Annotated in this window: 14 protein-coding genes; 3 read left to right on the plus strand and 11 right to left on the minus strand. The window is 40.0% G+C overall.

Translation table 11 applies throughout. The features are described from left to right. Positions 1-3: 3 nt before the first annotated feature. The 8 genes from N8A89_RS10235 to N8A89_RS10270 form a co-directional block, all read right to left on the minus strand. Positions 4-708 (minus strand): sulfite exporter TauE/SafE family protein, encoded by a 705-nt coding sequence (locus tag N8A89_RS10235; RefSeq protein WP_281542178.1) that lies wholly within the window; start codon positions 706-708, stop codon positions 4-6. After that, positions 709-1,155 carry a FixH family protein gene (locus N8A89_RS10240; RefSeq protein WP_281542179.1) on the minus strand — a complete coding sequence of 149 codons (447 nt, stop codon included), beginning with the start codon at positions 1,153-1,155 and terminating at the stop codon, positions 709-711. A gap of 21 nt (positions 1,156-1,176) precedes the next feature. Then, positions 1,177-2,595, minus strand: coding sequence for a cytochrome c oxidase accessory protein CcoG (ccoG, locus tag N8A89_RS10245; RefSeq protein ID WP_281542180.1), 1,419 nt, complete (start codon positions 2,593-2,595; stop codon positions 1,177-1,179). 41 nt (positions 2,596-2,636) lie between these two features. Continuing rightward, positions 2,637-3,617, minus strand: coding sequence for a cbb3-type cytochrome c oxidase N-terminal domain-containing protein (locus N8A89_RS10250; RefSeq protein ID WP_281542181.1), 981 nt, complete (start codon positions 3,615-3,617; stop codon positions 2,637-2,639). Then, a complete protein-coding gene (locus N8A89_RS10255) occupies positions 3,614-3,805 on the minus strand; it encodes a CcoQ/FixQ family Cbb3-type cytochrome c oxidase assembly chaperone (protein WP_281542182.1) in 192 nt (63 codons plus the stop codon). The genes N8A89_RS10250 and N8A89_RS10255 overlap by 4 nt, the downstream gene beginning before the upstream one ends. A gap of 3 nt (positions 3,806-3,808) precedes the next feature. Continuing rightward, entirely contained in the window at positions 3,809-6,010 is a 2,202-nt protein-coding gene (gene ccoN / locus N8A89_RS10260; RefSeq protein ID WP_289644274.1) for a cytochrome-c oxidase, cbb3-type subunit I, read from the minus strand. 2 nt (positions 6,011-6,012) lie between these two features. After that, positions 6,013-6,219 carry a cbb3-type cytochrome oxidase assembly protein CcoS gene (gene ccoS / locus N8A89_RS10265; protein ID WP_281542183.1) on the minus strand — a complete coding sequence of 69 codons (207 nt, stop codon included), beginning with the start codon at positions 6,217-6,219 and terminating at the stop codon, positions 6,013-6,015. 71 nt (positions 6,220-6,290) lie between these two features. Beyond that, positions 6,291-8,687 (minus strand): heavy metal translocating P-type ATPase, encoded by a 2,397-nt coding sequence (locus tag N8A89_RS10270; protein ID WP_289644275.1) that lies wholly within the window; start codon positions 8,685-8,687, stop codon positions 6,291-6,293. Positions 8,688-8,808: 121 nt separating this feature from the next. On the opposite strand from N8A89_RS10270, the gene N8A89_RS10275 reads away from it, so the two are divergent. The 3 genes from N8A89_RS10275 (at position 8,809) to N8A89_RS10285 (ending at position 10,481) form a co-directional block, all read left to right on the plus strand. Beyond that, a complete protein-coding gene (locus tag N8A89_RS10275) occupies positions 8,809-9,426 on the plus strand; it encodes a Crp/Fnr family transcriptional regulator (protein WP_347343923.1) in 618 nt (205 codons plus the stop codon). A 153-nt stretch (positions 9,427-9,579) separates the two neighbouring features. Continuing rightward, a complete protein-coding gene (locus N8A89_RS10280) occupies positions 9,580-9,882 on the plus strand; it encodes a universal stress protein (protein ID WP_281542184.1) in 303 nt (100 codons plus the stop codon). Then, positions 9,861-10,481 (plus strand): universal stress protein, encoded by a 621-nt coding sequence (locus tag N8A89_RS10285; protein ID WP_281542185.1) that lies wholly within the window; start codon positions 9,861-9,863, stop codon positions 10,479-10,481. Before N8A89_RS10280 ends, N8A89_RS10285 begins: the two co-directional genes overlap by 22 nt. On the opposite strand, the gene N8A89_RS10290 is transcribed toward N8A89_RS10285, so the two are convergent. From N8A89_RS10290 to hutG, 3 genes are all read right to left on the minus strand, one after another. After that, positions 10,474-10,701 carry a hypothetical protein gene (locus N8A89_RS10290; protein ID WP_281542186.1) on the minus strand — a complete coding sequence of 76 codons (228 nt, stop codon included), beginning with the start codon at positions 10,699-10,701 and terminating at the stop codon, positions 10,474-10,476. The genes N8A89_RS10285 and N8A89_RS10290 overlap by 8 nt on opposite strands. Before the next feature lie 62 nt (positions 10,702-10,763). Then, positions 10,764-11,966: a hypothetical protein gene (locus N8A89_RS10295; RefSeq protein WP_281542187.1), complete on the minus strand. Its 1,203-nt coding sequence runs from the start codon at positions 11,964-11,966 to the stop codon at positions 10,764-10,766. Between the two features lie 363 nt (positions 11,967-12,329). Then, entirely contained in the window at positions 12,330-13,286 is a 957-nt protein-coding gene (gene hutG, locus N8A89_RS10300; RefSeq protein WP_281542188.1) for a formimidoylglutamase, read from the minus strand. Positions 13,287-13,289 lie beyond the last annotated feature (3 nt).

Consider the following 13,289-nt stretch of genomic DNA (forward strand, 5'->3'; position numbering starts at 1 on the left):
TAGTTATGGTTGACATTCAATATTTGCGGATACAATTTCGAGTACAGGTTTCGGAGAGATATAAGGAATGCCTAAGCCCAGCCCCCTTATTATAAACAATACACCTATCAAAATCACGAATGCTGGAATAAGTTTTTGGATATGACGCTTAGTACTGCCCTTAAAGAAACTACTAAAGTAAATGGCGGTGGTCATCAATGGAATAGTTCCAAGTCCAAATAATAGCATGTAAAGACCCCCTTGCCATGCATTTCCCATTGCTATTGCTCCAAAAAGGGCCATATAGACCAATCCGCAGGGTAGGAATCCATTAAGGAACCCAATCGTCAGGAAAGTATCTGGGGACTTCTTCTTTAACTCTTTTCCAAGTCGGCTTTTGACTTTGGAAATAATACGATATACCGGTTTGGATAAATTATATTGATTAAAGGTCCTAGAAGGAATAAGCACAATTAAAATCATAACTAGCCCAATAGCAACGGATAGCTTTTGTTGTATTCCAAAAACATATAGCCCTTTGCCCAGAAGGCCGAATAGCAATCCGATGATACCATAAGCAAGTAAGCGACCAATGTGATAAAGAAAGGTCTGCCCCAACCTTTTAATATTGTTAGATCGATCTACCGGAAGCATAAATGCAATGGGCCCGCACATGCCTACGCAGTGAAGACTTCCCATTAATCCCAATAAAATTGCCGATACCAACATTTAATACGTTAACCGTTCTTTATGTAAATACTTCTCTCCCTTATAATCCCATGAAACACTAATATCCCAGCGGCCACCCAACAAACGTTTGTCAGGTATGAGCAAATGTGCATTGGACAGACTAATTGGTAAGTCAAAATCCATGTGTTTATTGGATGGCCTATATAGGGATACTGTTCCTTTAATTATTTCTGGGTCAAATTTCTCTGGAAATTCAAGTAGAAGACCTTCGGCTGTTTTCTTGATTTTAATTCTGGCGATGTCTTCTTCCGCATTATTCTGTTCGTTGATTTCTCGCTGATAACCTAGCTCCGCTTTATAATAGTCTTCCGTGACAAGGTCGTGGTTCGCACGGTCGTCCATATTCATTTTTACTACAAAAAATAGAATAAAGCCTATAAATCCAATAAATGCCAATACTATTCCTGTTCCCCAATTTATTTTCATCGCTTTTATTTTAAAGTATTACTATTTGTAGCTTCTAGGAGCCAAGAAGGCCGTCATTGTTGTCTCTATTAATTTTGGACCGCTATAAACACCTATTTTTACTTTTTCCTTATCACTTCTTATAGCAGCATTGTTTATCTCTATAAAAAGTGTTCCCTCGGCCAAATCTTGAGCGGGAACCTGAAAATTTTCGTTCCTCACTAATTTAATTACCCCATTATGTGATAGCAGTTTAAAGCTTACATCATTCACGTCTTTGGTGGTCTTGTTCACCAACTTATAAGTGTACACATTGCTTATAATGTTTCCTTCTTTATGCTGGTACAATTGTCCAGGCAATCTTAGAATGTTGGCCTCAAGGTCGTTCCTTAGAAACAGCATTCCAACGAGTAACCCAATCAATATGACCAAAACTGCGGTATACCCTTTTAAGCGAGGGCTAAACTTGAATTTCTCCTTTTTGGTAATCTCGTCCTCACTGGCATACCGTATCAACCCTTTAGGGAGGTTCACTTTTTCCATTATGGTATCGCACTCATCAATGCAGGCGGTACAGTTCACGCATTCCAACTGTGTGCCATTACGGATATCTATTCCTGTGGGGCACACGTTAACGCATTGAAAACAATCAATACAATCACCAAAACCCAAAGCGTGCCTATCTTCATTTTTCCGCCATTTCTTTCTACCTTTTTCTGCTTCTCCACGTTTGTGGTCATAAGCCACTACGATAGATTTATTGTCCAATAAAACACCTTGCATTCTTCCATAAGGGCAAGCTATAATGCATACCTGCTCCCTAAACCAAGCAAAGACGAAATAGAATACGGCGGTGAATATTAATAGTGATATTAACGTACTCACATGCTGTAAAGGTCCGTCCGTGATGTAACCTATGAGCTTGTCACTCCCAATTAGGTAAGCGAGAAAAACATTGGCGATGAGAAACGAGATGATAAAAAAGACCAACCACTTCAATGTTCGCTTTCTTATTTTTTCTGCATTCCAGGGTTGCCTATTCAACTTGATTTGTGCGCCGCGGTCCCCATCAATCCAATATTCAATTCGCCTAAAGACCATTTCCATGAAAATAGTCTGTGGGCACATCCACCCGCAGAAAATACGGCCGAACGCCACAGTGAACAAGGCTATGAATATGACCCCGATAATCATGGAGATAACGAACAAATGAAAATCTTGGGGCCAAAAAGGAAATCCAAAAATATTGAAACGCCTTTCCAGCACATTGAACATCAAGAATTGATTGCCATTAATCTTTATGAACGGACTAGCAAACAAAAATATCAATAGCACATAGCTCACATATTTCCGATATTCATAATAACGACCGCTAGGCTTCTTCGGAAATATCCAAGCTCTTTTGCCCTCCTCATCAACGGTACCTATACTATCCCTGAAGTTTTCCTGTTCCTGTGCCATGGTCTTTACCTCCCTCTTACTTCAAAAATTAAGTAACTGTCCTATTCTATAGTATTACCGGCTCCATCAATGGTTTTCTTAAATTCCAAAGTGTCTATTTCAATACCGATCCGGACCGAGTCTACTTCCGCAGCGTCCACGTCCATATGGGGGTCTATCCAAATTTCACCCTCGGCCACTTTTGGATTGGCGGCGGTAGTGCCTTGGAATTTTAGTACATAACTGGCAACTTGGGCCATCTCGGCTGGTTTTAAACTTTGCTTCCAAGCCACCATACCTTTACCATCTCTACCACCTTCGGATATCGTATTGAACACATTTTTAATGCCTCCTCCAAGAATCCAGTTTCTATCCGTAAGATTTGGGCCTATGCCACCTCCACCATCGGCCATATGGCATGCTACACAATTGGTTTCGAATATTTTTTTACCTGCGGAAAGATCCGTGGCATCGGTTAGTAGTTCTACCGTATTTACATCTACCAAGTCCTTTGCATTCTTCCTATATTCTGCAATTTCCGCTTCTGCGAGGGTAATTTCTGTGAGGTACTCAGTGTCTTGGTCGTAATCTCCAAATACATGGAAACGGGCCATATAAATTACTCCGAATAGGATTGTGGCATAGAACATATATACCCACCATGGTGGAAGTTTATTGTCCAGCTCTTTTATACCATCATAATTATGGTCTAAAATTATCTCGCCTTCTTCTTCAATTGGTTTTGAGCCAAGAAGCTTCTTGTACATTCTTTTGCCCCAGGACCATTCCCAATTCTTGGATGTGGAAGCTAGATACTTTTCCTTTGCTTCTTCCGATAGGGTATGGAACATAACATTTTCTATAGAAGTGAGTATTAGTTCTATTCCAATTAACAAAAGAAGAACAAAGGCCAGAAATAAAGCTGCCATGGGATAGGCAATAAAAGCTGGCTGGTCCCCGGAGTCTATAAAGTACTCCATTAACCCAAAAATGATAAAAAAGAGGAGTGGAATCCTAATCCACCAGGGAGACATATTTCTCATAACTCAATATTTTGTTGGTTGTTATTTTCTAATGGGATTTCACTTACTTCTTTGATATATGCTTTTGATGCGGTATATACCCATCCAAAGAGAATCACAAAAAAGATGAAGAAAATCAAAAGAGACAGCATTGGATAGGTAGCCACACCATCTATACTTTCCATGTAACCTTTTACGAATTTTAGCATAACTTATTTATTATCAGAGACTAGTTCGTCCGTTCCTTTTATTTTTATATCTGTGCCCAATCTTTGGAGATAGGCAATCATCGCCACGATTTCCCGATTGCGCATTTCTATGAATTCTTCCCCGTTCTCGGCCGCATAGGTTTTATCTGCCTCGTAGGTTTTGGCAAAGTCGGGATCAGAATATAGATTTTTCTCAATCTGGGTTGCCTGTGCATTCATATTAGTCTGTGCATTGGCTATATCCTCTTCCGTGTAAGGAACTCCCAAGGATATCATGGCCTCCATCTTGTCCTCGATTCCGCTTCTGTCATGCTCGTTCAGGATTAACCAGGAATACGACGGCATGATTGAACCAGATGAGGTACTTTGAGGATCGTACATATGGTTCAAGTGCCAACTGTCCGTATATTTCCCGCCAACCCGGAGTAAATCCGGACCGGTACGTTTACTGCCCCAAAGAAAGGGATGGTCGTATACGAATTCCCCAGCTTTAGCATATTCTCCGTAACGTTCTACCTCACTCCGAAACGGCCGTACCATTTGAGAATGACAACCAACACAACCTTCCCTTATGTATAAATCCCTACCTTCAAGTTCTAAAGGCGTGTAAGGGCTGACACTGGTGATTGTTGGAATGTTCGATTTCACCAAAATAGTGGGCACAATCTGAATAATACCTCCGATAAGAATGGCAACTGTAGCTAAAATTGTGAGTTGTATAGGTTTACGCTCCAACCATGTATGAAAAGTTTCCCCAACAGTCCTCTTTTTCGAAACCCTGGTCAACGGAGCGGCTTCGGCCAACTCATCTTCAACTGTTTTACCTGATCGAATGGTGACTACTATGTTGTATACCATTACCAGTGCACCTATTATGTACATGCTACCACCAATGGCGCGCATCCAATACATAGGCATAATTTCATTAACGGTTTCTAAAAAATTACCATATACCAAAGTGCCGTCCGGGTTAAAGTCTTTCCACATTAAGGCCTGAGTAAACCCAGCTACGTACATAGGAAGGGCGTACAAAATAATTCCAAGCGTTCCAATCCAGAAATGGAAGTTTGCCATCCCAACCGAAGCTAGTCGGGTCTTGAACATTTTTGGCACCAACCAATAAATCATTCCAAAAGTTAGAAAACCGTTCCAGGCCAACGCGCCTACGTGTACATGAGCAATGATCCAATCACTAAAATGAGCAATGGCATTCACATTTTTGAGCGATAGCATTGGACCTTCAAAAGTTGCCATTCCATAACCCGTAATGGCCACGACCATAAATTTCAGGGTCGGATCTGTACGAACTTTGTCCCAAGCCCCCCTTAATGTTAAAAGCCCATTAATCATACCTCCCCAAGAAGGGGCAATTAGCATGACGGAGAATGCCACCCCTAAATTCTGTGCCCAATCCGGCAACGAGGAATATAATAGGTGGTGCGGCCCCGCCCAGATATAAATAAATATCAAGGACCAAAAATGCACTATGGATAACCTGTAGGAGTATACCGGTCTATTTGCCGCCTTAGGAACAAAATAGTACATGAGTCCTAAGAAAGGAGTCGTTAGAAAGAATGCTACGGCATTGTGCCCATACCACCATTGAACCAAGGCATCCTGTACTCCTGCGTAGACCGAGTAGCTTTTTAAAGCACTGACCGGGAGCTCCAGACTATTAAAAATATGTAGTACGGCAACAGTGACGAAAGTGGCCAAATAAAACCAAATGGCAACGTATAAGTGGCGTTGCCTTCTTTTGATCATGGTGCCGATCAGGTTAACTCCAAAGGCTACCCAAACCAATGCAATGGCAATATCTATTGGCCATTCCAACTCTGCATATTCCTTAGACGTGGTATAGCCTAATGGTAACGTAATAGCCGCCGCAACAATTATCAATTGCCAGCCCCAAAAATTAAAATTGCTCAGGAAATCGCTAAACATTCTGGCCTTTAAAAGCCTTTGGGTGGAGTAGTAGACTCCAGCAAAAATTGCGTTACCTACAAATGCAAAAATTACCGCGTTGGTATGTAACGGTCTTAAACGACCAAAACTCAACCAGGATATGCCATCCGTAAGGTTGGGAAACATGAACATAAAAGCCAATAAAAGGCCGACGGACATACCCACTATGCCCCAAAGCATAGTTGCATAAATGAACTTTTTAACGATTTTATTATCGTAATAAAACTGCTGAACTTCCATAATTAATTTGATATTTTTTCGGTTGATTTACTCAAATTGGATTTGTGATCGGATGTTTTTGGTTTAACAAGTTCATCCTCAAAAAGCATACGTACGGAAGGGGTATAGGAATCATCGTATTGTCCGTTTTTTACGGCTATTATGAAAGCCGCAAAGAAGAGGACCGCTACGATAATACTAATGGCCAATAACACATAAATTACACTCATACCTACCTGAAATCTGGGGTAAAACTAAGGTGACGACTTTTTAATAAATATGACATTTGTCAGGTTATGGATTATTTTAATTTCCTTCCCAAAAGGTTTGTCATCAATGTGGTGAAACCCACAACGCTAATTGAACTTAAGGGCATGAGAATTGCCGCTATAACTGGTTGTAACTGTCCTGTTACAGCAAAATAGAGGCCGATGACGTTGTACAAGAGTGATAAGATAAAACTCAATTTAATGATGGTCATCGCCTTTTTTGATGCTAGGATATACTGATAAAGTTGCTGAAATTTTGATGCATCCAGGATGGCATCACAAGCCGGTGAAAACACATTGATGTTCTCGGAGATGGATACGCCTACATCTGATTGGGCTAATGCGCCAGCATCATTTAGGCCATCACCCACCATTAAAACTTTTTTACCTTGTTCCTGTAAGTATTTAATAAAGTCTAGTTTATCATCAGGTTTTTGATTAAAAAAAAGTGGGGTTAGTTTTGGTAATATTTGTTGCAGATACTTCTTCTCACTGTCATTGTCCCCGGATAGTACGGCCACGTTCATTTTTTTGGACATGGTATCGAACACTTTAGCGACCCCTTCCCGATATTCATTATGAAAAATATACCTCCCTTTGTAATGGTCGTTGCTACTGATGTGGACGGAGGTGTTCAACAAATCGGATGCCTGTTCTCTTCCAACAAAATCCGCTGAACCTATTTTAATATGTTCTTTGCCCATACTTCCTTCCAAGCCCTGCCCCAAATGTTCTTCATATTCATCCAGGAAGCTAATGTTATGTTCGGAGAGCATGGTATATAAAATTCTACTCAGTGGATGATTGGACGATCGCAACGTATTTTTCAATAAAGATTCTTCAGCCAATGTTAGTGGCATCCCCTCATAAGTTGCCGTGCTTTTTTTGGAAGTGGTAATGGTTCCCGTCTTATCAAAAATAGCCGTATCTATTTGGGCCAAACGCTCAATGGTTTGCACATCCTTTACATAGAATTTTTTTCTGCCAAAAATCCGAAGCATGTTACCCAAGGTAAAAGGGGCCGCCAACGCAATTGCACAGGGACATGCAATAATTAATACCGCAGTGAATACATTGAGTGCTTTTCCGGCATCATGGAATAGCCAAAAACCGGTTGCTACGAATGCCATGGTAAGGACGGCTATGGTAAAACGCTTGCCAATACTATCGGTAAGGGTCTGAAATTTGCTTGATTTGTCTTGTTGAAAAACCGAATTGCTCCACAATTGCGTCAGATAACTCTGTGATACCGATTTTAGAGCTTCCACCTCTATTGCCCCGTTTACCTGTTTGCCGCCTGCGAACAATTTATCTCCGGGTGTCTTATGCTGCGCTTCCGATTCACCGGTTACAAAACTGTAATCTATCCTTGCGTTACCCTTTAAAAGGATACCGTCTACAGGAATAACTTCTTCATTTCTTATAAGGATACGGTCCCCTTTGTTAATGTGGTTTACTTGAGTAATTTCCTCGATGCCGTTAGATTTTATCCTTGTAATCGCAATTGGGAAATAAGATTTGTAATCACGTTCAAAAGACAAAAAAGCATAGGTTTTCTGTTGAAAAAATTTGCCCAACAGAAGAAAGAAAACTAAACCCGTAAGCGAATCAAAGAAACCACTGCCCCAATCGAAAATTATTTCTAAAGTACTTCTTAAGAACAGAACCAATATTCCCAGTGCTATGGGGACATCTATATTTAGTATTTTGGAACGAAGCCCCTTAAAGGCGGAGGTGAAATAGTCCTTACCAGAATAAAAAACAACGGGAACAGAAAAAATAAACATTAACCAGCGGAATATATCCTCATATTTGTTCAACCAGAACTCGCCACCGGATAATGTATTTGAGGATAAATCGAAATAATCCGGAAACGAAAGGAACATGACATTACCAAAAGCAAAGCCCGCAACCCCTAGCTTATAAATAAGGCTGTTTTCTGTTTTTTTGATTTTTTTGTTATCAAAGTCGTCCAATGATATGGAAGGTTCATAGCCAATACGGGAAAGTAGTATTACCAACTCCTTTAGAGAAACCTTATTGGTATAGGTAATGCGAAGCATTTTCTTAGGGAAATCTACTTGGGAACTGGTGACAAAAGAGTTGAGCTTATTCAGGTTTTCTAGTACCCAAATGCAGGAGCTACAATGAATATGTGGAATATAAAGGGTTATAATTTGCAGTTCCCCATCCTTAAACTCGGTAAGTCTTTCTACAATAGCCGCATCGTCGAGGAAATTATATTTTCCTTCAATCGAATTTGGAGTTGCTCCAGCGGCTGATTGTATATCGTAATAATTGGACAGGTCATTGGAGGTAAAAATTTCATAAACCGTTTTACATCCGTTACAACAGAATTCCTTAGAGTCAAACTGGATAATTTTACCATTATAATCATCACCGCAATGATAACATTTAGTCGTTTCCATACACTTTTACATACCTGTTGCAAAATTGGAAATGATCTGCAGCATAAAACATGATAATTGTCAGGTTTTGGCTAACCCAGGCAAAGTACCTTTGTGCTGTTAGGTATAAAAATTAAGAGGAATGGAAAGTAGGTGCGAAAATTGTATCATACGACAGTTCAATGCTTTACGGGCAATGAACAAGGAGGAATTAAAGCGTGTCTCCGATTCAAAAATAAGTAAGAGCATTAAAAAAGGCGAAGCTCTTTTTGAAGAAGGGGATAAGTTGGATGGCGTCTATTGTGTTAGGGGCGGAGTCTCTAAACTATCCAAGCTTAGTGCCAATGGAAAAGATCAGATAGTAAAATTGGCCAGTAAGGGAGAGGTTATTGGTCAACGTTCCGTTATAGCCGAAGAAAATGTAAATCTAAGCGCTATTGCCGTTAGTGATATGGAGGTCTGTTTTATTCCTAAAGAAGGTATAGTAAATACGCTACATTCTAATCCCAATTTTACTTTGGAAGTTTTGCGTCATATGGCGCACGATTTGAAAGAGGCGGATGACGTCATCGTAAACATGAGTCAAAAAACCGTGAAACAACGTATTGCCCAAGCATTTCTATACTTGAAGACAAATTTTGGAGAGGACAAGAATGGTTTTCTCAACTTAACCCTGTCCAGAGAAGAAATCGCTAATGTAGTAGGTACGGCTACTGAATCTTGTATTCGCTTAATTTCAGAATTCAAAAAAAGGACTTAATTAAAACGTCTGGCAAGAAAATAGCTATCGTTAACGAAAAGGCCCTTCAGGACATGGTGACTGGTTTTTAAGTACGGTAAAACCTGATAATTATCATAGTATCCAATCACGGCTACCACTAATTTTATCTCATTGAATTAACGGTAACAGTACATGAAAAATATATTGATTCCCACGGATTTTTCTGAGAATGCTTGGAATGCCATCGTCTATGCGCTTAAATTGTTCAAAGATGAGGAATGCAAATTCTACTTATTAAATACATACACGCCGGCTATTGCGAGCAGTAGGTTTATGGCGGCATCTTTTGATGGTGGGGTGTATGCCAATACTGCCCATGAATTTTCTGAAAACGGATTGAAAAGAACGATTGCCAAAATCAAAAAAAGCACTCTAACACCAATCATAAATTCAAAACAATATCATCATTTGCTTTGCTCACGGACGAAATCGTAGAAAGTATTTCCAAATATGAAATAGATTTGGTGGTTGCTGGAACCAAGGGTGCGAGTGGAGTATCCGAGGTGTTTTTGGGCAGCAACGCTGTGCGCATGATTAAGATGGTAAAAAAATGCCCAATAATGGTCATTCCTAAATCTTTTGGATTTAAAAAACCAACTGAGATAGCCTTTGCCACAGATTTTAATCGGTTTTATACCATTTCAGAATTGAGCCCACTGATAGAATTGGCAAGAACGTTTGGGGCGGTAATTCGTATCGTAAATGTTCAAGATGAGATTAAACCACTTACGGAGTTACAACGTTTTAACCTGGATATGTTAAGAAAATATCTGCAGAACATAGAGCATTATGTACATACCGTTTCCGAATTGAATTCAGTTTCCAGAACCTTGGAACGCTTCTCGACAGAATTGGATATACATCTACTTGCTATGTTGAATTATCAGCATAGTTATATGGAAAGGCTATCGCGTGAACCTATTATAAAAAAGGTTGCATTTCATGCTCAAACCCCTTTACTAATAATACCCGAACTAACTATGTCCAGTAAATCTAAGAATACGGATAGACGGGAAATTTCTTTTTCTAATTAGGGCGATTTCCTATTGGATAGTCCTCATAGAAATCTTCGAAAGTCTTTGACGTTTTGTAATCATCCGTAAGCACTTTGTATACCATGACAACTATGAATATTTGACCAAGTACCGTGGCATAGAACACCCAGTTGAAAGGGAAGTTCATGGTGACCATGATAACTACCGTAAGTAGTAAAAGGCTTGTAATAACGACCCAAAGTAATCCGCTATTTTTCATTTTTATTTTAAAATTACCTGAAATAGGTAGAAGTGGCAGTTAAGAAAGTTGTAAAATCTCACTTAGAGATTTAGTGACCAAAATTTTTCTTCTTCGGGAATGTTACTTTTTCTTCCCAAATGAAGTGGGTTAAAACTCGCTTTCGCAAAGGAATACCAAATTGTAGAGGATAGTGCAGGGGCAATGTCCGCATGGTCCCATAATAGATTATGGCCATAGGTTGTTCCGTGATTGGTGGTGTATGGAATGCCCTTTGCTTCATTAATTGTGCTACTATCAATAAATGTTTTCTCTAAATCTAGCATCAGTTGATCGGATAGGTCAAATCTTCCAATACTAGAAAAGGCTACGGCCATTTGCGCCGTGCCCTCTAACCATACTACATCTTTGTCGTCGTCAAAGCAATATCCGGAAATTTCCTCTCCGGTAATTGTATTTTCTTGACTGTTAAGATATCTGTTGGCCTGGAATAGAACATCATCGGGCATGTCACTAAATACGCCACTACTCAGGGGATGTAAGTCCATTGCATAGGCGTATTCCGGATTTTCTGGCCAAGCCATTAAAATTCCAAGTGTATTATCCCAACGTTGCGTTTCTAAAAACCTTAGGATGCCGGAGTGAAAATCATCAAAACCCTTGACCGCATTAAAGGCCATAAGCATACCTTCGGTTACTTTGGGAATTTCACTTCCATCACTATTTATACCTCCTCTTACACCACCATCTTCATCCTGCATGGAGCGTAGCCAATCCTCCAGGGCATTGGCAAGAACTATGTATTTAGTAGACTGATACTTTGCCTCATAATGGTTTAAAGCTATTAACAGCCAAGCGTTATCGCCCATCCAAGTACGTTCTCCTTCTTCTCCCTTGGCATTCCTAGACTGATAAAAACCACCATTTTTTATAAGTTCATCTTCTTTTTTACCGTCATAAAAATCAAATATGCGTTCCGCTCTTACCGGATTATCTTCCTGAATGAAAAGAATGGCCGCTAGGGCATTATCATATAACGAAACGAAATCTGTGTTCTCCACACTTTCCAAGAGTCCGGAGGATTGCTGCATTTTAAAAACCCAATTATGATAGGATTCGATGGATGCGTCCGTCTCGCCATCCGTGTCCGACTTTTCCTGTATTTCCTCATCCAAGACTACCACAAAGTCTTCTTGAAGCACTATATCATCTTTTTGACATGAAGCAAATAGCGCGAAAAATAGTACTAAGAGGTAATAGGAATATGGAATGCGTAGGTAGGTCATTGGTGTTGGGTTTAACCCCAAATTACCATCTATAATTATCCTTTTAAAGGTGTTGCGGCCACTGGTACAGTTTATCGGTGAAAGACGGTGGTATTGCAGCTGAACTATGATAGTTGTAGTTGGTCTGATAAGGGATGAGGCCTAATTTTGCGCTTTATGGGGCAATAAGGCCATTTCGTCTATTAGAATTTGATGAGCTTTATTCTAACTTTTAAAAACCTTTCCTATCTTTGCGGGGTTGTGTTGTGTCTCAAACATCGTTTTGAGGCAACTAGTGTGAATCGATATTACATCGGTTTTACCAATGAAAGGCTTTCCACTAAGGGAGGCTTTTTTTGTATTTAGGTGTGTGGGGAGCTAAGACTAGACAGAATGCAGCACATAGTGGACCAACGAAGCTGCCAATCTAGCGGTTTGGTAATCCACGTCAAAATCTGGATTCATTTCCGCAATGTCCAGCGCACATAACTTACCGGAACCGGTAATAGTTTTAAGCGATTCCAAAACAACATCCGGGGTAAAACCCATGGGAGAGGGGGCACTTACCCCAGGAGCGTATGCGGACGAAAACCCATCGAGATCTATCGTAACATAGACCGCATCCACATTTTGAATAAAAGCATTGATCCAAGCATTGATTTCGTTATGGAATTCTATCCTAAAAGTATCCCTAAGAATATATTTCACCTCCAATTCCTTAGCTGTTTCAAAAAGATTCCGGTCATTGGCATCGTTCCGTATTCCAAGACATAGGTAATGAAAAGGAGTGTTGGAACCTTTGCAATCTTGTGCGATTTGATAAAAGGGTGTTCCGGAATTACTGCCATTTTCGTCGGAACGTAAATCAAAATGAGCATCAAAATTGATTATTCCTATCGTCTTTGCGTTCCCCAAATGGTTTCTTAGGCCATTGTACGTACCGTAAGCGATATCGTGTCCACCTCCGAGAATAATGGGAAAAGACTTATTAGCTAAAATTTCGCTTATTTTTTCGGTAAGTTTTGCCTGTGTGTTCTCAAGATTGAAATCGTTACAATTAATAGTTCCTTCGTCCCATATTATGGTGCCGTCCATAAGATGATTTGGGAGCTTGCCCAACTGCTTTCGTATGGCATCCGGTCCTTGATCGGTTCCCGTACGTCCATGGTTTCTTTTCACGCCTTCTTCGCAAGAATAGCCTAGTATGGAAATATTTTTTTCAGAATTACGATGAACTAGTTCCTGTATGGGTTTACATATAATCTTCTCGTGCAAGTAGAGTTGCTGATCGGATTTCCTCCCTTGATATATATCAGGTGGCGTTTCTTGATATTGGGCCATTGA

The organism is Maribacter aestuarii (assembly GCF_027474845.2).
Lineage (GTDB): Bacteria > Bacteroidota > Bacteroidia > Flavobacteriales > Flavobacteriaceae > Maribacter > Maribacter aestuarii.

Coding starts and splice junctions, on each gene's coding strand:
- N8A89_RS10290 (WP_281542186.1), bottom strand. CDS start 10,701: ATGAAAAATAGCGGATTACTTTGGGTCGTTATTACAAGCCTTTTACTA.
- ccoS (WP_281542183.1), bottom strand. CDS start 6,219: ATGAGTGTAATTTATGTGTTATTGGCCATTAGTATTATCGTAGCGGTC.
- N8A89_RS10240 (WP_281542179.1), bottom strand. CDS start 1,155: ATGAAAATAAATTGGGGAACAGGAATAGTATTGGCATTTATTGGATTT.
- N8A89_RS10280 (WP_281542184.1), top strand. CDS start 9,580: ATGAAAAATATATTGATTCCCACGGATTTTTCTGAGAATGCTTGGAAT.
- N8A89_RS10275 (WP_347343923.1), top strand. CDS start 8,809: ATGGAAAGTAGGTGCGAAAATTGTATCATACGACAGTTCAATGCTTTA.
- ccoG (WP_281542180.1), bottom strand. CDS start 2,595: ATGGCACAGGAACAGGAAAACTTCAGGGATAGTATAGGTACCGTTGAT.
- hutG (WP_281542188.1), bottom strand. CDS start 13,286: ATGGCCCAATATCAAGAAACGCCACCTGATATATATCAAGGGAGGAAA.
- N8A89_RS10250 (WP_281542181.1), bottom strand. CDS start 3,617: ATGAGAAATATGTCTCCCTGGTGGATTAGGATTCCACTCCTCTTTTTT.
- N8A89_RS10235 (WP_281542178.1), bottom strand. CDS start 708: ATGTTGGTATCGGCAATTTTATTGGGATTAATGGGAAGTCTTCACTGC.
- N8A89_RS10255 (WP_281542182.1), bottom strand. CDS start 3,805: ATGCTAAAATTCGTAAAAGGTTACATGGAAAGTATAGATGGTGTGGCT.
- N8A89_RS10270 (WP_289644275.1), bottom strand. CDS start 8,687: ATGGAAACGACTAAATGTTATCATTGCGGTGATGATTATAATGGTAAA.
- ccoN (WP_289644274.1), bottom strand. CDS start 6,010: ATGGAAGTTCAGCAGTTTTATTACGATAATAAAATCGTTAAAAAGTTC.
- N8A89_RS10295 (WP_281542187.1), bottom strand. CDS start 11,966: ATGACCTACCTACGCATTCCATATTCCTATTACCTCTTAGTACTATTT.